Here is a 24411-nt window from a genome sequence, read left to right as displayed (position 1 = left end):
CGCCGGGTATGAAGCCTTGACCGGCCTTCAGGCGTGGTTCCCCTGCTTCTTGCGACGGGCCTTCTTCTCGGGGTGCGCTTGGGCATGCTGCGGCTTCTTCTCAGGCAGAGTGGCCCACGGGCAGTTCGACCAGTTGGGAGAGGCGCCCAAGCGTGCGTTCTCCCGTCGTAGCGGACGCCGGCGTGACGTGCTGGTCCCGGTTGTGGTGAGCGCCGTCGGTGATCTCGAAGGCCCGGTCGCAGAGAAGTACGACATGAGCCCCATCGTCGGCGGGTGCGACGCTTTCGACGCAGCAGCTCACGGCGGAGCTGGCGGCGGTCGACGGGCTGGACGAGGAGGTGCGGCGGGCCATGAGCTCGGGCGACGGCTGTGCGGCAGGTTATTCACGCAAACCGCACAGGTGAGAAGCCAGCCTACTTGCTGCGGCGCGTGAGGTTGTGGAAAGTCTTCGTGTCGAAGGCATGCCGACGTACACTGGAAGGCGCCCCTGACCTGCAAAAAGCTGGCAGGGAGCCGTCTTACAGGAGTCCAAAGTGCTGCGTACTCTCTTCAAGTCCAAGATCCACCGTGCCACGGTGACCCAGGCCGACCTGCACTACGTGGGGTCCGTCACCATCGACGCGGAGCTGCTCGACGCCGCCGATCTGCTGCCCGGTGAGCTCGTCCACATTGTCGACGTCACCAACGGTGCGCGTCTGGAGACGTACACCATCGAGGGTGAGCGCGGCAGCGGGGTCATCGGGATCAATGGCGCCGCCGCCCACCTCGTGCACCCCGGCGACAAAGTGATCATCATCAGCTACGCCCAGGTCGAGGACGCCGAGGCCAGGGCGTTGCGACCGCGGGTCGTGCACGTCGACGAGGACAACCGTGTGGTGGCTCTCGGCGACGACGCGGCGGAGCCCGTGCCCGGTGAGACCGACATGGTGCGCAACCCGCTGAGCCGCACGGTCTCCGCGTGACCGGCCGCCCGGTGACGCTGGGGCTCCTGCACACGTCATCCGTTCACGTGCCCGTCTTCGAAGAGCTGCGGGACGCCGAGCACCCGGAGCTCGGGCTGCGCCACCACGTGGTGGCGGACCTCCTGGCGCGGGCGCGGGAGGAAGGGCCGGAGGCAGTCGTCGCCGACGTGCGGGCCGGTCTCGTCCGGGCCGCGGAGGGCGGGGCCGCCGCCGTGCTGTGCACCTGCTCCACCATCGGGGGAATCGCCGAGACCGTGGGCGCCGACCTCGGGATTCCCGTGGTGCGGGTCGACCGGCCCATGGCGGCCGCGGCCGTCGCCGCGGGACCCCGGGTCGTCGTGCTCGCCACGGTCGCGTCCACGGTCGGGCCGACCTCGGCGCTGGTCGAGGAGGAGGCCCGGCGCGCCGGGCGGGACGTGTCGGTGCGGGTCGAGGTGATCGACGAGGTCTGGGCGCGGTTCGAGGCCGGGGACTCCGAGGGGTACGCCGAGGGCGTGGCCCGCGCGGTGCGCGGGGTACGGGACGCCGATGCGATCGTGCTGGCGCAGGCCTCCATGGCGGGGGCGGAGAGGCTCGTCCCGGACGTCCGGGCGCGGGTACCGGTGCTGTCCAGCCCCCGACTCGGCCTCGCGGAGGCGGCCGCGCTGGCTGGGGTGTAGACCCGGGTAGGGCCCGGGTAGGCCTCTGGGCCGGCGGGTCCTGGCTGGCGCTGTGTTCGTGGCTGCCCCCGGGTGGCGCTCGGCGCCGGGCGTGGTGCTCCGGTGGCGGACGGCCGCAGGCGTGGGGCCGGGTGTCGGTCGGTTGCGGGCTTGGCGCCAGGGTGGTTGTCGGCTGCGAGCGCGGCGCCCGGGTGGCCATCGGCCACGGGCGCAGAGCTCGGGTGGCGGTTCGGTCGTGGGCATGGTGCCCGGGTGCCGGTTCGGCCATGGCGCGGTGTCGGGGTGGCGGTCGGTCGCAGGCGTGGTGCTGGGTGGCGGTCTGCTGTGGGCATGGTGCTGGGGTGGCAGCCGGTCGCGGGCACGGCGTTTGGGTGTCGGTTCAGCCGCGGGCGCGGTGTCGGGTGGTGGTCGAGCGTGGGCGTGGTGCTGGGTGGTGGTCGGCCGCGGGCGCGGTGCTCGGGTGGGTATCGGCCACGGGTGCAGCGCTCGGGTGGCGGTCGGCTGCGGGCATGGCGACCGGGTGGTGGTTCGGCCATGGCGCGGTGCCCGGGTGGTGGTTCGGTCATGGCACGGAGCCGGGGTGGCCGTCCGGCCACGGCGCGGCGCTGGGGTGGCGGTTGGCCGCGGGCGCGGCGCCGGGACGGCTGTCCGCCACGGGCGCGGCGCCGGGACGGCCGTCCGCCACGGGCGCGGCGCTCGGGTGGCCGTCGGTCGCGGGCAGCGTGTGAGGAACCGTGGAAGGCTTGGGGGCGGGGGCGTCGGGTACGCGGGGAGGAGCCGCTGGCGTACCACTGGCTGGAGGAGTGCAATGACTCAACCGTTCCCCGATCCCGCACCGAAGCCGGGGCCGGTCAGGCCCTTCCCGGACCCTGACCCGGTGCCGCCGACGGAGCCGGGGAGGCCCTTCCCGAACCCGGACCCCGTGCCGAACCCCGAGCCGCGGCCCAGCCCGGAGCCGCCACCGTCCCCGATCCCTCAGCCGCCGGGCCCCGACCCGGCGCCGGAGCCCCAGCCGGGGCCGATGCGCTGAGCGAAGGGAGAGGATGAGGGGGAGGGTGGGCGTGGGCCGGTGGGTCCGCGCCCGCCTGGGTCATCGGCGGGGTCACCACCCCTGTGGAGGCCCGCCTGCGTCCACGGCCGGGTCGCCCCCCCCGCGGAGGCCCGCCCGCGTCCACGGCTGGATCCCCGCCCCGTGGACGCCCGCCCGCGTCCACGGCCGGGCCCTCACCCCGCGGAGGCCCGCCTGCCTCCACGGCCGGGCCCCCACCCCGTGGACGCCCGCCTGCGCCCACGACCGGGCCCCCACCCCGTGGAGGCAGCCCCCGCCCCCGCCCCCTGGTGGTGGCACCCTTCGCTCACCGCCCCTGGCCGGGAATACTCCCTGTCGGGCGGAGATCAGCTGGCATAGCGTGAACCCTTCCAGGCCATGACCCAGGACCTCAGGAGGAGTCGCCCGTGCCTCAGTTCGACCTGCCCCTCGATGAACTGCGCCGCTACCGGCCCGACTTGCCCGAGCCCGACGACTTCGACGCCTTCTGGGAGAAGACGTTGCTGGAGGCGCGGGCGCACGAGCTGGACGCGCGGTTCGAGGCGGTGGAGCTGCCGTTGACCGGCGTGCGGGTCCTCGATGTCACGTACGCCGGGTTCGGGGGCCATCCCGTCAAGGGGTGGCTGGTTCTGCCCGCCGGTGCCGAGGACGGCGAGCCGCTGCCCGCCGTCGTGGAGTACATCGGGTACGGCGGCGGCCGTGGGCTGCCGCACATGCACCTGCTGTGGGCCGCGGCCGGGTTCGCGCACTTCGTGATGGACACCCGCGGGCAGGGCAGCGGGGGATGGGCGCAAGGAGACACCCCGGACCCCGTGGGCAGCGGACCCGCGCACCCCGGGTTCATGACGCGCGGCATCGAGGACCCGCACGACTACTACTACCGGCGCCTGTACGTCGACGCGGTGCGCGCCGTCGAGGCCGCCCGCGCCCATCCGCTCGTGGACGCCGCACGGGTCGCCGTGCTCGGCGTCAGCCAGGGCGGCGGACTCGCCCTCGCCGTCGGCGGACTCGTGCCGGACCTGGCCGCCGTCACGCCCGACGTCCCCTTCCTCTGCGACTTCCCGCGCGCGACGACCCTCACGGACCGGCTGCCCTACAGCGAGATCGCGTCCTACCTGAAGGCCCGCAGGGATGGCCGGGAACGTGTCTTCCAGACCCTGTCGTACTTCGACGGCGTGCACTTCGCCGCCCGGGGGCGTGCGCCCGCTCTCTTCTCCGCGGCCCTCCAGGATCAGACCTGCCCGCCGTCCACCGTGTTCGCCGCCTTCAACGCGTATGCGGGGAGCGAGCGTTCCATGGAGGTGTACGCCTTCAACGATCACGAGGGCGGCGGTCCCTACCAGCAGGGCGTGCAACTCCGGTGGCTGCAGGAGCACTTGAGGGGCTGACGAATAACGTCGTCTGTTCAACTCCCCCTCGGCTCTGCGCCCTTGTCACGGATTGGTCAACCGGCTAACTTGCGGGCTTGTCGTGTGTCCGCTGTGTGCAATCCGTGATGACGTGTGTCCGAGGGGGCTCCCAATGGCCGTACGGGGCCGGCACCGCCGGTATCAGCCGAACCGCATCAACCGTGCGTCGCTGACCGTCACGGCGGGCGGCGCCGGCATGGCGCTCCCGCTGACCCTCACGGGCACCGCGGGCGCCGCCGACGTCGGCACCTGGAACAAGGTGGCGGCCTGCGAGTCCGGCAACAACTGGAGCATCAACACCGGCAACGGCTACTTCGGCGGCCTCCAGTTCAAGCAGTCCACCTGGGAGGCGTACGGCGGCACGGCCTATGCCTCGCGGGCCGACCGCGCCACCAAGGAACAGCAGATAGCCGTCGCCGAGAAGGTCCTCGACGCGCAGGGCCCCGGCGCCTGGCCGGTCTGCTCGACGAAGGCCGGCCTCACCCGGGGCGGCGGTGCGCCCGACGTCAGCCCCGGCAAGGCGGCACCGGCCAGGACGCCGGCCAAGGCCCCCGGCAAGCCCGAGCGGCCCGGGCGCGACGTCCGGGACGTCAAGCCCGAGGTGACCCCGCAGTCCGCCGCGGGCAGCGCCGAGATGTACACCGTGGTCCACGGCGACACCCTCTCCGGGATCGCCGACGAACGCCGGGTCCGGGGCGGCTGGCAGCGCCTGTACGAAACCAACCGGCGCGTCATCGGCGGTGACCCGGACCTGATCACACCGGGGCAGCGCCTCTCCGTCCATGGGACGGGCGGCACCAAGGAGCGTGCCCCGCAGAAGGCGGCGGACCGGAAGACCACCGAGAGCAGGGCCGCCGAGAAGCAGGCGGCCGAAAAGGCGGCCGCCGAGAAGAAGCGCGAGAAGCAGCGGGCCCCGCGGGCCTCCGCGCCGCAGGCGGAGCGGGCCACGTCCGGAGCCTCCGCCCCCGTCGCCGCCTCGCCCAGCACGCCGTACCGTGCCGCGGGCAGCTCCTGGTCGAAGGGCTACCACACGGGCGTCGACTTCGCCGTGCCCACCGGGACGGCCGTGAAGTCCGTCGCTGCGGGCCGGGTCGTCTCCGCGGGCTGGGGCGGCAGCTACGGCTACCAGGTGGTCATCCGCCACACCGACGGGAAGTACAGCCAGTACGGGCACCTGTCGGCGCTCTCCGTGAAGGCGGGGCAGCAGGTCGGCGCCGGGCAGCGCATCGCCCGGTCCGGTTCCACCGGGAACAGCACGGGCCCGCATCTGCACTTCGAGGTGCGGACGGGGCCCGGCTTCGGGTCCGACATCGACCCGCTCGCCTACCTGCGGGCACGCGGCGTACGGATCTGACACACCCCGTACGGATCGAGACCGTCCAGGAGCCGTCAGGACACCATGCGCTCGCGGCGCCTCGGCTGCCGCGGGCGCGTCCGGCGGTGGGCCGCCGAGGGCTGCTGCGACGGCACCGCGGGCAGCGCGTCGGCGGGGCACGTGCCAGGGCCGTCCCCCGCGTCGGCAGCGGTCTCGTCGGCAGCGGTCCCGGCACCCGGCCGCGCCGCGGAAGGGCCGCCTCGCGGTGCCGGGCCGCCCTCGGCCACGGTGACGGTCGCCGCCGCCTCCCGGGCGATCCGCTCGGTCGTCAGCAGGATCAGACCGCAGGCGGCCACGACACCGCTGCCGAGCGCGAGGACGGTGCCGGTGGCGCCGTGACGGAAGGATTCTCCGAAGAGGGTCAGGCCGACCGCGGCCGCGACCACGGGGTTCACCACGGTCACCGTCGACAGCGGTGCCGCGAGCCCCGCACCCCGGTACGCGGCCTGCGAGAGCAGCAGGCCGGCCGCCGCGAGCACCGCGATCGCCCCGAGGGTGGGAAGCTGCTCGACGAGCCCGACGCGTTGGTCCCAGTCCACCGCCACCGTCTTCGTGAACACCGAGGCGATGCCGAACGCCGCACCGGCCGCGCAGGCCAGCAGCACGCTGCGCACCACCGGGTGCCGGTGCACCGCGTGTGCCGCCAGCGTCAGCGCGACCACGCCGCCGCCCGTGACGAGGCCGAGCATGATGCGCTCCGCGTCGGCCAGCGTCTGCGAGTCGGACGTCGAGGTGAGCGACAGGAGCCCGGCGAGCCCGACCGTCGCCATGAGCGCGCCCCGCCAGGCGGTGGCCCCGGCCCGGCGTCGTACGAACACGGCCGCCATCGGCAGGGCGAACACGATGGTCAGCGCGCCGAGCGGCTGGACCAGGCTGAGCGGGCCGTAGGCGAGCGCCACCACGTGCAGCAGCGCGCCGAGACCGTTCAGGGCGATGGCGGCCCACCAGGCGCCGCGGCGCAGGGGCGCGTACCGCTGGTCGGGCGTCGTCGCCGCCACCCGCTCCTGCAGGATCGCCCCGCCGGCGTACGCCACGGCTGAGACGAGGGACAGCACCACGGAAAGCGCCAGAGCACTCATGATGTGCTCCGCGGGGTGCGGTGCTCCCGGTGATCCCGGTCCGGCGAACGGTCTGCTTCCATACTGACAACGATGACGCGGGAATCCCTTTAAGTCGTCGTACCTGAGCAGGCAATTGGTCCTACTGCCGATGGAGTACGGCCCTTGCCGTGTCCTCCCCAGGAGGGGTTACGTACTGGGCGCGGAGAGTGACCTCATGGGCACCCCAGGGGCGGGCGGCGCCGTGCGGCTTGCTGTACTTCTCCCGTGACCACCCTCATTGACCTGGCAGAACTTGGCTCCGTCGGCGGTTTCTTCGCCCTGCGTGTGAGCCCGGCGCACGACCGCGGCGTCCGGCCGCTGGCAACGGTGTACGGGCTTCCGGAACCCGGTGATCCGACCGGTTCGGAATCCGGTGATCCGATCGGTTTCCGGGTCGGCAAAGTCGCGCGGCGGCTCGGCGCCCCGGAGGACCGCATCGCGGTGTCCGTGGCGCAGCTGGGGCTCGCGGCGCGGCTCTGGTCCGTGGCGCTCGGCTCCGCCGCGCTGTTCGGCCGGGTGCCCGACCTCGACCCCGCGCTGCTCGGCTGGGACGCCGACGGCACTTCGCCCGACGACCTGTGGCTGACCGGCGTACACCCGCTGCCGGGCGATGCGGGGACCATCCGGGACGTCGTGCAGTACGGCCATCTGGGGCCGCTGTCCGAGGCGTTGCGAGCGCGGTACCGGATCTCCGCCGGGCTGCTGTGGGGCAACGCGGGATCCGCGCTCGCCGGTGCGGCGCGCGAACTGCACGGCTGGGCCGCGCGATCGGGGCGCGCGGACGTGGGGGAGCGGGCCCTGAGCCTGGCCGCCGAGCTCTTCGACCACCCCGACCTGCGCGGCACCGGCACCCTGCGGGGCACGGCGTTCCGGCGCCGCAGCTGCTGCCTCTACTACCGGTGCCCCGGCGGCGGGCTGTGCGGCGACTGCTGCTTCGACCGCCCGCCGCAGCGGTCTTCCCCCGGAGCCGCGTCTGGGTGACCATGAGGTGGCGCGGCCGGCATCGGACGGACGACGGAGGGTGCTACGTGAAGGTGGGCCTGCTCACCCGGGAGTATCCGCCGGACGTCTACGGCGGCGCCGGCGTCCATGTCGAGTTCCTGGCACGGGAGTTGCGCTCCCTCACGGACCTCGACGTGCACTGCTGGGGGGAGGGCGCGGCCGACGGGCTCGTGCGGCACAGCGCGTGTCCCGCGCTCGACGGGGCCAACGACGCGCTGCGCACCTTCTCCGTGGACCTCACCATGGCGGCGGCGCTCGCCGACCGCGACCTCATCCACTCCCACACCTGGTACACGAGCCTCGCCGGCCACGTCGGCAAACTGCTGCACGGCATCCCGCACGTCATGACCTCGCACTCCCTGGAGCCGCTGCGCCCCTGGAAGGCCGAGCAGCTGGGCGGCGGGTACGCCCTGTCGTGCTGGGCCGAGCGCACCGCGGCCGAGGCCGCCGACGCCGTGATCGCGGTGTCCGGCGCGATGCGCGACGACATCCTCGCCTGCTATCCGGCCGTCGACCCGGCGAAGGTCCACGTCGTGCACAACGGCATCGACACCGAGCTGTACCGCCCCGACCCCGGCACCGACGTCCTTGAGCGCCTCGGCGTCGACCCGGGGCGGCCGTACGTCCTGTTCGTCGGCCGCATCACCCGCCAGAAGGGCGTCCCCCATCTGCTGCGGGCCGCACGGAAGTTGGACCCCGGCATCCAGCTCGTCCTGTGCGCCGGAGCGCCCGACACCCCCGGCATCGACCTCGAATTCCGCACCCTCTTCGAGGAGCTGGGCAGGAGCCGGGCGGGCGTCCGGTGGATCCCCGAGATGCTGCCGCGCCCGCAGGTCGTCCAACTCCTCACGCACGCCGCCGTGTTCGTCTGCCCTTCCGTGTACGAGCCGCTGGGCATCGTCAACCTGGAGGCGATGGCGTGCGGCACCGCCGTCGTCGCCTCCCGGGTCGGCGGCATCCCGGAAGTCGTTCGGGACGGCGCGACCGGGGTACTCGTCCCGTACGACGAAACTGACCCCGAAGGCTTCGAACGCCAACTCGGGCTGCTCCTGAACGAAGTGGCGACCGACCCGGAACGGGCCGCGGCGATGGGCGCGGCCGGGCGCGACCGCGCGCTCGGCGAATTCGGCTGGGGCGCGGTGGCCCGGCGCACGGTCGAGGTGTACGAGAAGATCCTGCACGCCGACAGATAGCCGATAGCCGACCAAACAGGGGGCTGGGATGCGCGGTGGACCTTCGGTGCTCGGAATAGTCCTCGCCGGCGGGGAGGGGAAGCGGCTGCTGCCGCTCACCGCCGACCGGGCCAAACCAGCGGTCACGTTCGGCGGGACCTACCGCCTCGTCGACTTCGTGCTCTCCAACCTCGTCAACGCCGACATCCTGCGCGTCTGCGTCCTCACGCAGTACAAGTCCCACTCCCTGGACCGGCACGTGACGACGACCTGGCGCATGTCGAGCCTCCTCGGCAACTACGTCACGCCCGTGCCCGCCCAGCAACGCCTTGGCCCCCGCTGGTACTTGGGCAGCGCCGACGCCATCCTGCAGTCCCTCAACCTCGTCCACGACGAACAGCCCGACTACATCGCCGTGTTCGGCGCCGACCACGTCTACCGCATGGACCCGCGGCAGATGCTCCAGCAGCACATCGAGAACGGCGCGGCGGTGACCGTCGCGGGGATCAGGGTGCCGCGCGCCGAGGCGCCGTCGTTCGGCATCATCACGCCCGGACGCGACGGGACGAAGGTGGAGCGCTTCCTGGAGAAGCCGACCGACCCCCCGGGGCTGCCCGACGACCCGAGCCAGGTCTTCGCCTCGATGGGCAACTACCTCTTCACCACCAAGACCCTCGTCGACGCCCTCCAGCAGGACGCCGAGGACGAGGAGTCGGCGCACGACATGGGCGGCTCCATCCTGCCCCTGCTCACCGAGCGCGGCATGGCCCAGGTGTACGACTTCGACGACAATCACGTACCCGGCGAGACTCCGCGCGACCACGGCTACTGGCGCGACGTCGGCACGCTCGACTCGTACTACGAAGCGCACATGGACCTCATCTCCGACCAGCCCGTCTTCAACCTGGACAACCGGCGCTGGCCGATCTACACGCACTCCGGGGGCCTGCCGCCCGCCAAGTTCTGCGCGGGCGGCATCGCGGGCGAGTCGATCGTCAGCCCCGGCTGCGTCATCCGCGGCCAGGTCACCCGCTCCGTCCTCTCGCCCGGCGTGACCGTCGAGGAAGGCGCGGTCGTCCAGGGCTCCGTGCTGCACGACAACGTACGGATCGGGCGGGGCGCGGTGGTGCGCGGCGCCGTCCTCGACAAGAACGTCGACGTACCGCCGGGCGCCACGATCGGGGTCAATCCGGAGCGGGACGAGGAGCTCTACACGGTGTCGAAGGGCGGGGTGATCGCCCTCGGCAAGGGGCAGACCGTACCGATGTGAGCCCCGCGCCCACGTATCCCTCGTGTGGGGGATGGCGGCTCGCCGAGCAGGTCGACAAGTCTTGGGCGACAAGGGCGGTTCTGCGTGGGGGAAGACAATGGTGATGAGGAAAAGGCTCTTTACGCCGCTCGTGGCGGTGGCCGCCGTGGTCGCCGCCGTCGTGCCGGTCTCCACGGCGCACGCGGCCGATGGGTACGACCGGTGCCCCGACGGCTACTACTGCATGTTCTCCGGCCTCGACGGGACGGGCGACATGATCACGCTCAGGGGGAACACTCCGGACCTCGCGGCGCTGGGCATGGACGACCGGGCCAAGTCGGACTGGAACCGCACGTCCTCGACCATCTACCTCTGGTCCGACGCGCACTACACCGGCTGTACGGCCGTGACTTCCGCAGGCCCGACGGGCAAGGGCAACTTCTTCCCCACGTACCAGGACTTCTTCAGCTCGGTGCAGTTCGACGGCCCTGGCGGTCCGAGCTGCGGCACGCCCCCGGGCGAGGACGGCTGAACGCGCTCACCGCAGCTGCCGCCGCACCAGCTCGTGCAGCCGGCCGCCCGCGTCGGCCAACAGCTGCGCGGGCGGTCCCTGTTGCACGATGCGGCCCTCCGACATGACGACGACACGGTCGGCGTCCAGGACGGTGGAGAGGCGGTGGGCGATGACGATGCGGGTGGCGTTCAGGGCGCGGGTGCTGTCGATGACCGTGCGCTGAGTCTCGTTGTCCAGGGCGCTCGTCGCCTCGTCGAAGAAGAGGATGCGGGGGCGGCGGATCAAGGCCTGGGCGATCATCAGGCGCTGGCGCTGGCCGCCGGAGACCGCGCCGCCGCCGGAGATCATCGTGTGCAGGCCCATCGGCATGCGCTTGATGTCCTCGGCGAGCCCCGCCATTGCGGCGGCCTCCCACGCCTCTTTCTGCGTGAACGACTCGGCGCCGCAGATGCAGTCCAGGATCGAGCCGGTGAGCGGCTGCGCGTTCTGCAGCACCACACCGCACTGCCGACGGACCGCCGACTGGTCGAGCGCCGACAAATCCTGCCCGTCGTAGAGCACGCTGCCCGAGACCGGTTCGTCGAAGCCGATCAGGAGGCGCAGCAGCGTCGACTTGCCGCAGCCGCTCGGGCCGACGACGGCCACGAACTCGCCGGGCTCGACCGCCAGTGACACGTCGTCCAGGACCAGCGGGCCGTCGTCGGTGTAGCGGAAGGACAGGCCGCGCGCCTCGATCGCGCCCTGCAGCTCACCCGGCTGGGTGCTCCCGGCGCGCACCTCGGGCGCCTCGTCGAGCACCGGCTTGATCTGCTCGAACATAGGGAGCACCGCGGCCGCCGAGATCAGCGCGCCGGTGAGCTGCGTGACGGACGTCAGGAGCATCGTCACGGCGGTGCTGAAGGTGAGGAACTCGCCCGCGGTCAGGCTGCCCCGGGCCGGGCCCGCGAGCAGCACGAACATGATCAGTGTGCAGAGCGGTAGATACACCGAGTTGAGGACCGTCGTGAGGTTCTTGATGCGGCCGGCCCGCCGCTGCAGCTCGCGGCTGCGCGCGAACTCGCCCGCCCACGCCGCATACGCGAAGCTCTCCGCCCCGGCCACGCGGAGCTTGGGCAGTCCGCGCAGGCTCTGGAACGCCTGGTTGTTCAGCTTGTTGCCGAGCTCCACCAGACGCCGCTGCCAGCGCAGTTCCCACAGGCCGAGGGTGAGGAACACGGCGGCGATGACGGCGAGCATCGCGAGCGCGGCCAGGGCGAGGGGGACGCTGTAGAGGAGCAGCAGGACCAGGTTCATCGCACCGACCGAGCCGGCCTGGAGGGCGACGGGGCCGATCCCCGACAGGATCCGGCGGCTCGCGCTGACGCCCATCGCCGCGCTCGCCAGTTCACCGGTGGAGCGGGAGGCGAAGAAGCGCGTGGGAAGCCGCAACAGGCGGTCCCACACCGCGGGTTGGAGCGCGCTCTCCATGCGGCCCTCCATCCGCAGGACGGTGAGGTTCTGCAGCAGCATGAACGCCGCCGAGACGATGCTGGTGATCATGACGGCCAGGGAGACCTGGACGATGAGGCTCTTCTCGCCGTTCGGCACGAACACGCCGAGCACCTGGCCCGTCGCGACCGGCACCAGCGCGCCGATCACGACCGTCACCAGACCGGCGAGCACGAGGTTGCGCACGTCGCCGCCGGTGCCGCGCAGGCTGAAGCGGAACAGCCGCCAAGGCGTCAACGGCCGCTCGGGCAAAGGACGGTAGAACATGACGCCCTGGGGTTCGAACTCGTCGGCGTTGGCCGCGCCGACGCGGGTGCGCCGCCCGGACGTGGGGTGCACCGACTCGTATCCGCCGCGCCGCCACAGCAGCGCGACCGGTGTGCCGCTCGCGGCCCGGTGCCCCACGAGCGGGCCCGCGTTCTCGCGCCACCAGCGGCCGTCGAGCCGGACGGCGCGGGTGCGGATGCCCGAGGCCACCGCGACCTGCTCCACCGGATCGATCCGGTCGCTCACCGCACCGCCTTCGGCGACGCCGGACAGCGTGATGCCCGCTGCCTCGGCGACCAGCCGGCAGGCGGCGTACGTCGCGTCGTGACCGTCGCGGGACTCCGTGCGGCGGGCGCCGCGCCCGCCCGAGCGGCCGATGGAGGCGATGAGGGTGCGGTCGGCCTGCTCGCGGACGCTCTCGCCCGCCTTGATGCCGGCCGCCGTGCGGTCCTCGTGCGCCCGCTCCAGGCGCTCGATCCAGCGGTCAAGGGTGGCGAGCAGCCGGTACTGCTGGTTGACCATGCGCTGCCACATCGCGGCGTCCACGAGCAGGTCGCCCGCCGCCTCCGCGCTGTAGGCGGAGCCGTACTGCACGCTGCCCGGCGCGACCGGCATCCAGAGGATGTCGTCGTCGGCCACCACGTCGTCGCCCACCGTGCGGCCGTCCAGCGGCGCCTCGAACAGGACCCGGTGGCCGCGTCCGATGCCGAGCGCGAAGGCGTGCTCAAGGAGGCTCAGGGCCGCGTCCTGGGTGTCGTACTGGGTGGGGTACTGCTGCTCGTACGTCCAGGTGTCGCCGTAGTCGGGGCGGTACAGCTCGCGCAGCGGGATGCGGCGCAGCTCGCAGCCCTGGAGGGGGCGGCCGACGAGGGTGTGCTGGGGTCCTTCAACTGGGCCGAGGAGCAGCGCGCCCGGTTCGAGGCGGCCGAGGTAGTGCCAGTGGCCCTGCTGCACAGCGTCGACCGCGAACAGGTCGAGCGCGCCCGCCACGACGAGCCACAGCACGTGTGGACCCTCCAGGTGCACGCTGCGCAGCCCCGTGCAGTCGGCTGGGGTGCCGAGCGCGCCGAAGGCGGTGCCCACCGCGTCGTACGCGTGCTGCTCCGGTGGTGAGGTCACCTCAGTGCTCCTTGACCAGGTCGGCGTAGGGGCCGCCGGCGGCGACGAGGTGTTCGTGCCGGCCGCGCTCCACGATCCGGCCGTGGTCGAGCACGACGATCTCGTCGCTGTCGCGCACGGTGCTCAGCCGGTGGGCGATGACGACGCAGGCGCAGCCGCGGCGGCGCAGGTTGTCGATGATGACCTGTTCGGTCTCGGCGTCCAGGGCGCTGGTCACCTCGTCGAGGACGAGGATGCTCGGGCGGCGGACCAGGGCGCGCGCGATCTCCAGGCGCTGGCGCTGCCCGCCGGAGAAGTTGCGCCCGTCCTGCTCCACGCGGCCGTGGATGCCGCCGGGCCTGCGGGCCACGACCTCGTACAGGCAGGCGTCTTTGAGAGCGGTGACGACGGCGTCGTCGGGGATCGACGGGTCCCACAGGGCGACGTTGTCGCGGATCGTGCCCTCGAAGAGGAAGACGTCCTGGTCGACGAAGGAGACGGAGGCCGCGAGCGCGCCGCGCGGGATGTCCTCCAGGCGCTGCCCGTCGATGCGGATCGTGCCCTCCCAGGGGCTGTAGAGCCCCGAGATGAGCCGCGACACGGTCGACTTGCCGCTGCCGGACCCGCCGACGAGCGCCACCTGCTGCCCCGGCCCGACCGACAGTGAGAAGCCGGTCAGGAGCGGCTTGTCGAGCGGGCTGTAGCCGAAGGTGATGTCGTCGAGGGTGATGTGGCCCTTGAGGCGGCGGGTGCTGGCGGCCGGTTCGGGGCGGGAGTAGAGCGGGTCGACGGGGAAGTTCTCGACGTCCTTGAGGCGGGCGACGTCGGCGGCGAAGTCCTGGATGCGGCCCGCGACGCCGTTCAGGCGGGTGATCGGCGCGGTGAAGCGGGTGACGAGGGCCTGGAAGGCGACGAGCAGCCCGATCGACAGATGCCCCTCGACCGCGCGCAGACCGCCGATCCACAGGATCAGCGCGCTGTTGAGGGTCGCGAGAGTCGGTGCGACGACCCCGAGCCAGGCGCTCGGCACGCCGAGGCGCTGCTGCTCCTCCAGGGTGGTGGCGTGCTGTCCTGCCCAGCGCCGGAAGTAGCCGTTCTCGCCCCCGGTGGCCTTCATGGTCTCGATCAACTGCAGGCCGGTGTACGAGGTGTTGGTGAGCCTGGCGCTGTCGGCGCGGAGCTTCTGGGTGCCGGTGGCGCGCAGCCGGATGACGACGCGCATCGCCACGATGTTCAGCAGGGCGATGCCGACGCCGACGAGGGTGAGCTGTGGGTCGTACGTCCACAGCAGGGCCGCGTAGAGGAGTACGACGATGCCGTCGACCCCGGCGGCCGTGAGGTCGCGGGCCAGGGTCTCGGCGACCGCGTCGTTGGAGGCGAGGCGCTGCACGAGGTCGGCGGGGGAGCGCTGGGCGTAGAACGTGACGGGCAGGCGCAGCAGATGGCGGAAGAAGCGGGCGCTGCCGAGGGTGGAGGAGATGATGCGGCCGCGCAGCAGGTTGGCCTGTTGCAGCCAGGTCAGGACGACGGTGAGCGCGACCATCGCGCCCATCGAAGCGAACAACGCGCCCAGCAACGAGGTCTGATGACCGATCAGGAACAGATCGATGTACGTCCGGCTGAGCGCGGGCAGCGCCGCGCCGACCGCGACGAGCAGCAGGCTGGCCAGGAGCGCGGCGAGCATCGTGCCCGTGGTGCCGCGCAGCCGGGCGGGGAGGGCCTTCAGGACGCCGGGCCTGCGGCCGCCCGGACGGAAGCCGTCGCCTGGTTCGAGGACCAGGACGACCCCGGTGAAGCTGGTGTCGAAGTCCTCCGACGGCACGAAGCGGCGGCCCTTGTCCGGGTCGTTGATGTACACGCCGCGGCGGCCGAGGCGGCGCCCCATGCCGTCGTACACGACGTAGTGGTTGAACTCCCAGAAGAGGATCGCGGGCGCTTTGACCTCGGCGAGCGCGGCCGGCTCCATCTGCATGCCCTTGGCCGTCAGGCCGTAACTGCGCGCCGCCTTCAGGACGTTGCTGGCCCGTGAGCCGTCGCGGGAGACGCCGCACGCGATGCGCAGCTCCTCCAGGGGCACGTGCCGCCCGTGGTGCGCGAGGACCATGGCGAGGGCGGCGGCGCCGCACTCCACGGCCTCCATCTGCAGGACGGTGGGCGTGCGGACGGTCTTCGGCCGCCTGCCCTTCGACGCGGGCCGCGGTGCCGCGCGGCGGCCGCGCCGCTGGGGCTCGGGGCGGTGCCTGCGACGGCCGCCGGGGGGCGGCAGCTGCTGCTGGGGTGTGGGGGAGGGGTGTGGTGCGGTCACGGAAGCAGCCAATCGATCGGGCGCTGCTCGGCGAGGTGGAAGGCGCCGGTGGCCGGGGTCATGGAGTCGAGCGCGAAGGGCGGCCCGTCGGCGGTGGACCACGCGTAGCCGGACGCGGTGCCGGACGACTTGTCGAGCCGGACGAGTACGGCGACGGGCGGCCCGTCCTTCGTGAACTGTCCGGCCAGCTCCTTGTCGCCGAGGAATGCGGTGATCTTCTGCCGGGTCTGCGCGGCACGCCCGACCGCCTGCACCCGGCCGCGCAGCGTCCCGTACTCCTGGGTGGGCACGGACTGGACGGTGAGATCCACCGAGGCGCCGACGGGGACGGTGGCGACGCTGTCCGCGGGTACATAGACCGTCGCGAGCAGTGGGTCGTGGCTGCCCGCCACCCGCTCCAGGGTGGCGACGTCGGCGCCGGTGGTGACGACGGTGCCGATCCTGGCGACGAGCGAGGTCACGCGGCCCGCGGCGATCGCGCGCACGACCTTGTCGCCCCGTTCCGTACGGACCTTGAGCACGGGAGCGCCCGTGGCGAGGCGCTTGCCCTCCTCGGCCAGGACGCGAGTGACCTGACCGGTGACGGGGCTCTGCAGGACGTAGCTGCCCCGGCCGTGCGTGAGGATGCCCGGCGCGCGGAGCGTGGAGGAGACCGAGCCGGTCACCGCCCAGACGCTCGCGGCGGCCATGACGACGAGGGTGACGGCGAGGACGAGCAGGCCCTGGGGGCGGGCGTAGCGCACCGGAAGGTCGAGTTCCTCGGGCGACTGCAGCTTGGACAGGGCCTGTTGGCGGAACTGCACGGAACGCTTCCCTTACTGTGCCTGTGGCGGCTGTGCCTGCGCCTGAACCCGTGGCGACTGTGCCTGTGGCGTCCGTGAGCCCCGGAACCAGAGGCTCCGGGGCTCACGAATCATGGCGTCTCGATGAGCGAGAGGCTCAGAGACCGGCGGTCAGGCCGGAGGCCAGGCCGGTGACGGCGCCGGTGTTGATGCCGGTGGCACCCTCGACCGTGCCGACGACGCCGGCGACGACGCCCGAGACCGGGGCGATGGAGTCAACGGTGTTGGTGACGTTGCTCGCGACACCGGCGACGAGGCCACCGGAGACGTTGTCGAGGTCGGCGTCGGAAATTTCGAGGGTCTCGACCTGGGGGACGTTGTTCATGGTGTGAGCTGCCCTTCTCATGAATGGTGCATAAGTGTTTCCCACTCCGCGGAACCTGGGGATTCGAATTCCGCGGCGAGCCAGGATCAAAGCACGTTCGCAGCTCGTACATCCAATCGACGGAGCGACCGTCGGGCACGGGTGAGGTGCTGAATCACCGCTGCGTGCAGGCGGTTTCACCGCGTGGCGGCAGCTCCTTCACAAGATTCACAGAAGGAAATCGAGGGCATGGCGGGACTCCCTTCAACAAATCGGACACGCGCGCGCCGAAGAGTGCGCTCTGTGGCCGGTGCACGGAAATTCGGGCGACGCCAGGAATGAATCGCGTGACCGGACTGCGTATTCGATGTGCAGGTTTATTGAAGACGTGCGCAGGGCGTTCCCGCGGGCGGGGCCCCGGTGCGTTGCGGGCGACGTCTTAATGTGTTGTTAACTCTGCGTAACTTGACCGTACTTGACCGTAGTTGCCCGGAGCGGTTGACTTCTCGTTCGCCAGCACCGCACCGCACCGCCCCGTCCTCGACGCGAGAGCGAGTCCGTGACTTCATCGTCTGTGCAGAGCTCCGACCTGCTCGTACCTCTCGACCTGGCTTTCTGGAACATCGAGACCGCCGAACACCCCATGCATCTGGGCGCGCTCGGCGTCTTCGAGGCCGACGGGCCCGGCGCGGCCGACCGCGCCGCCGACCTGCTCGCGGCCCGTGCGGCGGCCGTGCCGGGACTTCGGATGCGCATACGGTCCGTCCTGGTGCCCGTCGGCGGGGCGGTGCGCGTACCGGCGCCCGCCTTCGACCCGCTGGAGCACGTACGGCTCGCGGCGCCCGTGGCGGACTTCCACGCCGCGGCGGGGGCGCTGATGCGGCGGCCGGTGGAGCGCGGGCGGCCACCGTGGGAGGCGCACGTGCTGCCCGGTGCGGACGGCACGTCCTACGCGGTCATCTTCAAGTTCCACCACGCGCTCGCCGACGGGCTGCGCGCGCTGACCCTCGGCGCGGCCCTCCTCGACCCCGTCGACCTCCCCACCGCCCGGGAGCGGCCCCCGGCCCCCGCGGCCTCCCGCTGGTCCTTCCTGGACCCGCGCACCCTGCCCGACCGCGTCCGCGGCACGGTCGCCGACCTGGGGCAGGCCATCGGCATCGGTACGTCCGTCGCGCGCGCCACCTTGGGCATACGCTCCTGCGCCGCGCTCACCGCGGCCGCCTCCGGCACCCGCCGCACCGCCGGAGTCGTCCTCGACCTGGACGACGTGCACCTGGTGCGCAAGGCCGTCGGCGGCACCGTCAACGACGTCCTGATCGCGGTGGTCGCCGGCGCCCTGCGCCGCTGGCTCGACGAGCGCGGCGACTGCAGCGAGGGCGTCGAGCCGCGCGCCCTCATCCCCGTCTCGCGGCGCCGCCCGCGCTCCGCGCAGCCCCCGGGCAACCGGCTCTCCGGCTATCTGGTCCGGCTCCCCGTCGGCCACGAGGACCCCCTGGACAGGCTGCGCGCCGTACGCGCCGCCATGGACCGGAACAAGGAGGCGGGGCCGGAGCGGGGCGCCGGAGCCGTGGCGCTGCTCGCCGAGCACGTGCCGTCGCTCGGGCACCGGATCGGCGGCCCCGTCGTCGCCCAGGCCGCGCGGCTCCTCTTCGACATCCTCGTCACCAGCGTCCCGCTGCCCGGCATCGGCCTGCGGCTCGGCGGCTGCCGGCTCACCGAGGTCTACCCCTTTGCGCCCCTCGCCCGGGGGCAGTCGCTCGCCGTCGCCGTCTCCACCTACCGGGGCCGGGTCCACTACGGCCTGGTCGCGGACGCCGCCGCCGTACCCGATCTGGAGCTGCTCGCGCAGAGCGTGCGCGACGAGATCGACGGCCTCGTCGCGGCATGCGCCCAGGAAGCGGGTTTGGTGACGGGGCCCGCCGCTACGTAAAGTTCCACTTTTGGAGCTTCCGCGGACGACCAGACGCACCGCGGCACGGAATGACATGAGGACAGCGGCGATGACGGTGACAGACGAAAGCCAGGAGGAGACCGTTTCCCACGGCCCGGGCATCGACCCGGACCGTCTCGCCGTCTGCCTCAGCGTGCTCGACGAACTCGACAAGCTGGACGTCGACCACCCGGACGCGATCGCCGTGCGCCGGGCCACGGCCGGGATCTACCGGACGGTGAAGCAGCGCCGCCGCCAGGAGCGCCGCGCCGCCAAGACCGCCCACGACAAGGCCGTCACCGAGGCCACCGCCACCGGTTCCGCGCAGCGCATCGACGACGAGACCGAGGGCCTGCTGCCCTCCTCACGGACCGAGGAGGGCAGGATCGCGGGGATACTCCAGCGCCCGCGCTCCTGCTACACCTGCAAGACCCGGTACGTGGAAGTCGACTACTTCTACCACCAGCTCTGTCCGGAGTGCGCCCACCTGAACCGGACCAAGCGCGACGCCCGCGCCGACCTCACCGGCAAGCGCGCCCTCCTCACCGGCGGCCGCGCCAAGATCGGCATGTACATCGCGCTGCGGCTGTTGCGTGACGGTGCTCACACCACCATCACGACGCGGTTCCCCAAGGACGCCATCCGCCGCTTCAAGGCGATGGACGACTCGGCCGACTGGCTCCACCGCCTGGAGGTCGTCGGCATCGACCTGCGCGACCCGGCGCAGTCCGTGGCCCTCGCCGAGCAGGTCGCCGCGGCGGGCCCCCTCGACATCCTCATCAACAACGCGACGCAGACCGTGCGCCGCCTGCCCTCCGCGTACGCCGCGCTGGTCGACGGCGAGAGCGCGCCGCTGCCCGCCGGGGAGCTGCCCGCCCACTCCGTGATCGGCGCCTTCAACTCCGGAGCGGTGGACGGCCTGGCCGCGCTGCCCGTCGGCACCAGCGGCCTGGACGCGCAGCAGGTCGCCGACCTCGCTCTCGTCGCCGGCAACGCCAGCGTCGCCCGCCACCTCGACGGCACCGCCATCGACGCGGGCGGCCTGGTCCCGGACGTCGTCGAGAGCAACACCTGGGTGCAGACCATCGAGCAGATCTCCCCTGTGGAGCTCCTCGAAACCCAACTCTGCAACTACACCTCGCCATTCATCCTGATCAGCGCGCTGCGGCAGGCCATGGCCGACGCCGCGAAGAAGGCGTCGAGCGGCCGCTCCTACATCGTCAACGTCTCGGCGATGGAGGGCGTCTTCGGCCGCGGCTACAAGGGTGCGGGCCACCCGAACACCAACGCCGCGAAGGCCGCGATGAACATGGTGACGCGGACCAGCGCCCAGGAGATGTTCCAGACCGACGGCATCCTCATGACCTCGGTGGACACCGGCTGGATCACCGACGAGCGCCCGCACTACGACAAGCTGCGCCTGGCCGAGGAGGGCTTCCACGCCCCGCTCGACCTGATCGACGGCGCCGCCCGCGTGTACGACCCGGTCGTGCGCGGTGAGGCGGGGGAGGACCTGTACGGCGTCTTCCTGAAGGACTACGCGCAGGGCAAGTGGTAGTCCGCAGGCCGTAGCCGAGAGCCGTCTCGGTCGGCTCGGCGTCAGCCGTCTCAGCTTTTGGACAGCCGGTCCGGGTGTCGCGCGGTGCGCGTCCCGGACCGGCTGTCTGTTTCTCGCCAGTCGTGGCCCGTCCGCACCCCCGGCCCCCGCCGCCGCATGCCGCCGTGCGGGCTTCCTTGTCCGGAATCCACCCCGACTCAGCTCCCCATCGAGCGCCGCGCCGCTCATTTGGTTAATGTAGGGCGAACGGGCGGCCACGAGAGATCCACAAGCATCCTCGGCCGCTCCGGGGACAGGCCGGCACCACGGCCGCGGTCCCGCCAGAGAACGGCGCCACCGCGACCGAACTGCCCTTGTCCTTCCGTTACGCGACACAAAGGAGTGCGCGGTGACACCAGATCTGACGAAGCACGAAAAGCGACCGGCGGAACGCGGCGGCGAGCGGGCCACTCGGCCCACGAAGCTCCGCAACCTGGAGGCGTGGGCCAAGGCGGCCCCCATCCGCCTGGCCGGCTACGAGGACGACCTCGCCGAGCCGCACATCCTCCCCGGCATCGACTGAGTCACTGCCGGGCCCGGCACCGCGCCGGCGCACTTCGCCACGTGCCCCCTGTCTTCGACGGCCGGGGGCACAGGTGTTTCCGCCTCTTGATACGTCATGTGACGCATTGACCCCCGCAGTGTCAGCACGATTGCATGCTTGTGGTCCTCCGGTGGGGAGCCGGAGGAGAAATCGTGTCCAACTGGGGGGAAAATGAGTGCAGACGTGAACCGGAGCACCAGCAGACGTGCGCGGGCCGCCCTGAGCGCGGCCACCGTGGTCTGCGCGGTCACAGCGGTGCTTCCAGGAGCCGCCTCGGCCGCGCCGGCGACCGCGACGGGCGTCGTCGAGAGGGTCAGTGTCGCGACCGACGGCACCCAGGCCGACGACAACTCCGCCGGCGCCTCGATCACACCCGACGGCCGCCGCGTCGTCTTCTCGTCCGCGGCGAAGAACCTCACCTCCGACACCCCGTCCGAAGGCGACAAGGTGTACGTCCGCGACCGGCAGGCCGGGCAGACGCACCGGATGGGGCATCTGCCCCCGGTCCAGCCCCCGGTGATCAGCGGCAACGGGGAGTACGTCGCCTATCCGGTGCAGTGGATGAACAACGTGCGGATACGTCACTACGAGGTCGGCACGGGGCGGACGGCCTCCGGCAACTGCTCGCTCTTCACCTGCAACCAGCCGACGATGAACGGGAACGGCCGCATCACCGCATACGCCAGCATCTCCTACCGCCAGGCGACCTACGGACAGCGCGTCCAGGTCGAGGACTGGGACACCGACATCGTCGAGACCGTCGCCACCTTCGACCACACCGTCCCCTCCCGGCCGTCCCTCAGCGGCGACGGCCGCCACATCGCCTACCAGGACGGCAAGGCGCAGGACGTCTTCGTGCGGGACCGGACCGGCGGCACCACCTCGGGGCCGGTCGAGGGCCCGGCCAAGGAGGCGACACTCCTCCAGCTCAGCGAGGACGGCAGCAAGGTCGTCTACCTCTCGGGCCCCGACACCTACGTCCACGACGTGAGTTCGGGCACCGCGCAACAGGTGCCGAACGTCCGGGGCGTCGCCATCGACCCCACCGGCCGGTACCTGCTGTACGCCCCGCACGACACGACCGGACCGGCGCTCACGCTGCGCGACCTGAGCACCGGCACCGACCAGGTCGTCTCGGACCGGCCCGCCTCGGCCGGCACCGACGCGGTCAGCGCCGACGGGCGCGACGTGGTCTTCCAGTCCACGGCCGACGACATCGTGCCCGGCGACACCAACGGCAAGTCGGACGTGTTCGTCCGCCGCTTCGACTGATCGTTCCGCGTTGACATGTGAGGGAGTGGGTGTCTGTAATGGTGCTCGTGCCGCGTGGCGCCGACCAAAGAGCAGTGGGCAGGTCGGCGATCGGGCGAGCACCTTCACTCAAGGACGACGCCGATGGATACGTCGTGAGTTCACACCGCGCGTAACGGCCATGCCGTTCGAGGCATGCGCACCCCCAGGGCTTCCGCCCGATCCGTGCGCCCTCCCGCGCCCCGGCCACGCCTCCACCGCGTGCCCCCCTCACTTCACCGCGCCCGACGCGGCCTTCACCCTTCCGTACGGAGATCCGACACCGTCATGCCCACACCCTTCAACCAGTCCGTCATCGACGAGTTCCGCGCCAACGGCGGCAAGGTAGGCGGCCCCTTCGAAGGCGGCGACCTCCTGCTGCTCACCACCACCGGCGCGAAATCCGGCAAGGAGCACACCACGCCGCTCGGTTACGTCCGCGAGGGCGGCCTGCTCCTGATCATCGGGTCGAACCTGGGCGGTCCGCGCCACCCCGACTGGTACCACAACGTCCTCGCCCACCCCACGGTGACCGTCGAACTCGGCACCGACGCGTTCGAGGCCATCGCCGTCCCCGCCGAGGGCGAGCGGCGCGACCGGCTCTTCGAGCGCGTGGTCGCCGCCGAACCCGGATACGGCGACTACCAGGCGCACACCAGCCGGGCCCTGCCGGTCGTCGTCCTTGAACGGCCCGCGCACGACGCCGACATCCCCGCGGAGGCAGCCGACTTCGCGGACAAGATGGTCCAGGTGCACCGCTGGCTCCGCGGCCAGCTGCGGCACGTACGCGACGAGACCGACGCGTACTTCGCCGGGCTCGCCGCACACCGCGGGCCGGAGGCACCGCCGTCACCGGGCCTCGGGCTGCAGATCCGCCAGCACTGCCTGGCGTTCTGCGACGCCCTGGAGTTCCACCACACCGGCGAGGACGCCCACCTCTTCCCCGTCATGGCGGGCCACCACCCCGAACTGCGCGACACCTTCGACCGGCTCGCGGAGGAACACCGGACGATCGCCCGCATCCAGCAGGAGCTGGCCGCGCTCCTCGCGGCCGTCGGAGGCGCGGAACCCGAGCGGTTCCGCGCTGAACTCGCCCGAATGAGCGCGGAGTTGACGGCCCACCTCGACTACGAGGAGGAGGCGCTGCTGCCGGTCCTCGCCGCGCTCCCGTGGCCTCCCGTGCCGCCGGGCGGCGAGTGAGCCGACGCCGGCGCGGGCCTTCCCGGTCTCAGGCCCGCGCCGGCCCCGTGCTCTCCCGTTCGATGAGCCGCGGCAACGGCACCTGAACCGTCGCCGCGGGACCGTCGTCGAGGAGGGCGAGGAGTTCGCGGGCCGCGGTGCGGCCGAACGACAGCGTGTCCCGCGACAGGGCCGTCAGCCACGGGTGCACCATGCGGCACAGCGCCGAGTCCTCCCAGGCGACGACCGAGACGTCGTCCGGGACCGCGAAACCCAGGGAGCTCGCGGCGGCGACACCGGCGACGGCCATCACGTCGTTGTCGTACACGAGCGCCGTCGGCGGCTCCGCGGACTCAAGCACCCGCCGGGTGGCCGCGGCGCCCTCGGCGTCGGAGTAGTCCGTCGTCACCGAACGCACGCCCGAAAGGCCGCGGCCCGCCGCCTCGACGCGCAGCGTCCGGATCCGCCGCTCGGTGTGCGCGAGCCCCTCCAGACCCGCGATGTGGACGATGCGGCGGTGCCCGAGCGCGTACAGGTGGCCGACGACCGAGGCCATCGCGCCCGCGTCGTCCGCCCACACCGTGGAAAGACCCGGAGGCCCGGCCTCCGGGTCGGGCACCCCGCCCGTCACCACAGCGGGCAGCCCCAGCTCGTCGAGGAGCGCGGGCCGCGGATCGTCCGTGCGCGGGTCCACCACCAGGACGCCGTCCACCCGGTGCTCGGCCCACCAGCGGCGGTAGACCGCGCACTCGGCCGCCACGTCCTCCACCACCTGGAAGAGCAGCCCCAAGTGCCGCTCGGCCAGCACCTCCTGGATGCCCGAGATCAGCTGCAGGAAGAACGAGTCGACGCCCAGCGTCGCCGCAGGGCGCGCCACCACCAGGCCCACCGTCGCCGAGCCCTCGCCGGACAGGGCGCGCGCCGCCGTGCTGGGCCGCCACCCCAGCTGCTCCGCGACCCGGCGCACCCGGTCACGGGTGATGTCGGAGACGCCGGGCCGGTCGTTGAGCGCGAAGGAGACGGCGCTCTCGGAGACCCCGGCCCGGCGCGCGATGTCCTTCATGGTCGGCCGGCGCG

The 24411-nt window shown here is 72.3% G+C and carries 20 protein-coding genes; 14 read left to right on the top strand and 6 right to left on the bottom strand.

The window, feature by feature from the left end:
• Window positions 1-533: 533 nt before the first annotated feature.
• The 5 genes from panD to AB0H82_RS06355 all read left to right on the top strand — a co-directional run bounded on the left by panD (window position 534) and on the right by AB0H82_RS06355 (window position 5432).
• Window positions 534-962, top strand: a complete 429-nt coding sequence (gene panD / locus AB0H82_RS06375; RefSeq protein WP_362989422.1) for an aspartate 1-decarboxylase — start codon at window positions 534-536, stop codon at window positions 960-962.
• Window positions 959-1621 carry an aspartate/glutamate racemase family protein gene (locus tag AB0H82_RS06370; protein WP_362989420.1) on the top strand — a complete coding sequence of 221 codons (663 nt, stop codon included), beginning with the start codon at window positions 959-961 and terminating at the stop codon, window positions 1619-1621. The genes panD and AB0H82_RS06370 overlap by 4 nt, the downstream gene beginning before the upstream one ends.
• 509 nt (window positions 1622-2130) lie before the next feature.
• Entirely contained in the window at window positions 2131-2349 is a 219-nt protein-coding gene (locus tag AB0H82_RS06365) for a hypothetical protein (protein ID WP_362989418.1), read from the top strand.
• A gap of 727 nt (window positions 2350-3076) precedes the next feature.
• Window positions 3077-4057: an acetylxylan esterase gene (locus AB0H82_RS06360; RefSeq protein WP_362989416.1), complete on the top strand. Its 981-nt coding sequence runs from the start codon at window positions 3077-3079 to the stop codon at window positions 4055-4057.
• A gap of 133 nt (window positions 4058-4190) precedes the next feature.
• On the top strand, window positions 4191-5432 hold the full coding sequence (locus AB0H82_RS06355; RefSeq protein ID WP_362989414.1) for a transglycosylase family protein: 1242 nt from the start codon (window positions 4191-4193) through the stop codon (window positions 5430-5432).
• A 35-nt stretch (window positions 5433-5467) separates the two neighbouring features.
• On the opposite strand, the gene AB0H82_RS06350 is transcribed toward AB0H82_RS06355, so the two are convergent.
• Complete coding sequence (locus AB0H82_RS06350; RefSeq protein ID WP_362989412.1) at window positions 5468-6532, bottom strand: DMT family transporter; 1065 nt, start codon at window positions 6530-6532, stop codon at window positions 5468-5470.
• A gap of 246 nt (window positions 6533-6778) precedes the next feature.
• Here AB0H82_RS06350 and AB0H82_RS06345 point away from each other — a divergent pair, with 246 nt between their 5' ends.
• From AB0H82_RS06345 to AB0H82_RS06330, 4 genes are all read left to right on the top strand, one after another.
• Window positions 6779-7534: a (2Fe-2S)-binding protein gene (locus AB0H82_RS06345; protein ID WP_362989410.1), complete on the top strand. Its 756-nt coding sequence runs from the start codon at window positions 6779-6781 to the stop codon at window positions 7532-7534.
• Window positions 7535-7581: 47 nt separating this feature from the next.
• Window positions 7582-8748, top strand: a complete 1167-nt coding sequence (gene glgA / locus AB0H82_RS06340; RefSeq protein WP_362989408.1) for a glycogen synthase — start codon at window positions 7582-7584, stop codon at window positions 8746-8748.
• A gap of 28 nt (window positions 8749-8776) precedes the next feature.
• The gene (gene glgC / locus AB0H82_RS06335) at window positions 8777-9997 is read left to right on the top strand and encodes a glucose-1-phosphate adenylyltransferase (RefSeq protein ID WP_362989406.1); all 1221 of its coding nucleotides are present in this window, start codon (window positions 8777-8779) and stop codon (window positions 9995-9997) included.
• Window positions 9998-10100: 103 nt separating this feature from the next.
• Window positions 10101-10508, top strand: coding sequence for a peptidase inhibitor family I36 protein (locus tag AB0H82_RS06330; protein ID WP_362989404.1), 408 nt, complete (start codon window positions 10101-10103; stop codon window positions 10506-10508).
• Between the two features lie 6 nt (window positions 10509-10514).
• Here AB0H82_RS06330 and AB0H82_RS06325 read toward each other — a convergent pair whose 3' ends face one another.
• From AB0H82_RS06325 to AB0H82_RS06310, 4 genes are all read right to left on the bottom strand, one after another.
• Window positions 10515-13364: an NHLP bacteriocin export ABC transporter permease/ATPase subunit gene (locus AB0H82_RS06325; protein ID WP_362989402.1), complete on the bottom strand. Its 2850-nt coding sequence runs from the start codon at window positions 13362-13364 to the stop codon at window positions 10515-10517.
• Between the two features lies 1 nt (window position 13365).
• Window positions 13366-15648 (bottom strand): NHLP family bacteriocin export ABC transporter peptidase/permease/ATPase subunit, encoded by a 2283-nt coding sequence (locus AB0H82_RS06320; RefSeq protein ID WP_362989400.1) that lies wholly within the window; start codon window positions 15646-15648, stop codon window positions 13366-13368.
• Window positions 15645-16451: an HlyD family efflux transporter periplasmic adaptor subunit gene (locus AB0H82_RS06315; protein WP_362989398.1), complete on the bottom strand. Its 807-nt coding sequence runs from the start codon at window positions 16449-16451 to the stop codon at window positions 15645-15647. The genes AB0H82_RS06320 and AB0H82_RS06315 overlap by 4 nt, the downstream gene beginning before the upstream one ends.
• Before the next feature lie 136 nt (window positions 16452-16587).
• Window positions 16588-16815 (bottom strand): type A2 lantipeptide, encoded by a 228-nt coding sequence (locus AB0H82_RS06310; RefSeq protein ID WP_362989660.1) that lies wholly within the window; start codon window positions 16813-16815, stop codon window positions 16588-16590.
• Between the two features lie 538 nt (window positions 16816-17353).
• Here AB0H82_RS06310 and AB0H82_RS06305 point away from each other — a divergent pair.
• From AB0H82_RS06305 to AB0H82_RS06285, 5 genes are all read left to right on the top strand, one after another.
• Entirely contained in the window at window positions 17354-18724 is a 1371-nt protein-coding gene (locus tag AB0H82_RS06305) for a wax ester/triacylglycerol synthase family O-acyltransferase (protein WP_362989396.1), read from the top strand.
• Between the two features lie 70 nt (window positions 18725-18794).
• Entirely contained in the window at window positions 18795-20282 is a 1488-nt protein-coding gene (locus AB0H82_RS06300) for an SDR family NAD(P)-dependent oxidoreductase (RefSeq protein WP_362989394.1), read from the top strand.
• A 388-nt stretch (window positions 20283-20670) separates the two neighbouring features.
• Entirely contained in the window at window positions 20671-20844 is a 174-nt protein-coding gene (locus AB0H82_RS06295; protein WP_362989392.1) for a hypothetical protein, read from the top strand.
• Between the two features lie 192 nt (window positions 20845-21036).
• On the top strand, window positions 21037-22137 hold the full coding sequence (locus AB0H82_RS06290; protein WP_362989390.1) for a hypothetical protein: 1101 nt from the start codon (window positions 21037-21039) through the stop codon (window positions 22135-22137).
• Between the two features lie 306 nt (window positions 22138-22443).
• Window positions 22444-23355, top strand: a complete 912-nt coding sequence (locus AB0H82_RS06285; protein ID WP_362989388.1) for a nitroreductase/quinone reductase family protein — start codon at window positions 22444-22446, stop codon at window positions 23353-23355.
• Window positions 23356-23383: 28 nt separating this feature from the next.
• Here the strand turns inward: AB0H82_RS06285 and AB0H82_RS06280 are convergent, their stop codons facing one another.
• Window positions 23384-24397: a LacI family DNA-binding transcriptional regulator gene (locus AB0H82_RS06280; RefSeq protein WP_362989386.1), complete on the bottom strand. Its 1014-nt coding sequence runs from the start codon at window positions 24395-24397 to the stop codon at window positions 23384-23386.
• Between the last annotated feature and the right edge of the window lie 14 nt (window positions 24398-24411).

Origin of the sequence: Streptomyces sp. NPDC050732, assembly GCF_040654255.1 — a bacterium.
GTDB lineage: Bacteria > Actinomycetota > Actinomycetes > Streptomycetales > Streptomycetaceae > Streptomyces.
Note: the sequence above shows the minus strand (reverse complement) of the source record. Positions and strands in the feature narration are given on the sequence as shown.